Source organism: Ruminococcus callidus ATCC 27760 (assembly GCF_000468015.1).
GTDB classification, from domain to species: domain Bacteria; phylum Bacillota; class Clostridia; order Oscillospirales; family Ruminococcaceae; genus Ruminococcus_C; species Ruminococcus_C callidus.
Map to the genome: position 1 here is coordinate 1,852 of NZ_KI260392.1, position 355 is coordinate 2,206.

Below are 355 nucleotides of genomic sequence, written 5' to 3' on the forward strand. Positions count from 1 at the left end.
CGGAAATCGTGATGTCCTATCAGTCGGGTTCCAGCGAAGCCGGAAGCCTGTATCTGGTGCAGAAACCGCAGAAGATCGACATTCCTATTGGTGTGTATGTGAACACAGAGATTGATGCAAATCGTGCGGTTTCTCTGGATTTCCAATGGCTGCAGTCGGAAACCTTTATCACCACCATCACAGAATGCACCGGCATTTCTGACGGCGAATATTACCTTGCATGGGCAGGCAGAAGCAACAATTCCCACCCGAAAATCCGATTCCTGAAAGTACTGGAGGGTTGAAAATGAAAGATACCATTTGTGTAGCTGTCGGCTTGGCCGGCGGCTTTTTTACTGCCATTTTTGGCGGCTGG

At 49.3% G+C, this 355-nt stretch carries 1 protein-coding gene; it reads left to right on the forward strand.

The window, feature by feature from the left end; translation table 11 throughout:
* On the forward strand, positions 1–284 hold a 284-nt coding region (locus RUMCAL_RS16950), incomplete at its 5' end, for a hypothetical protein (protein ID WP_021682038.1).
* Between the last annotated feature and the right edge of the window lie 71 nt (positions 285–355).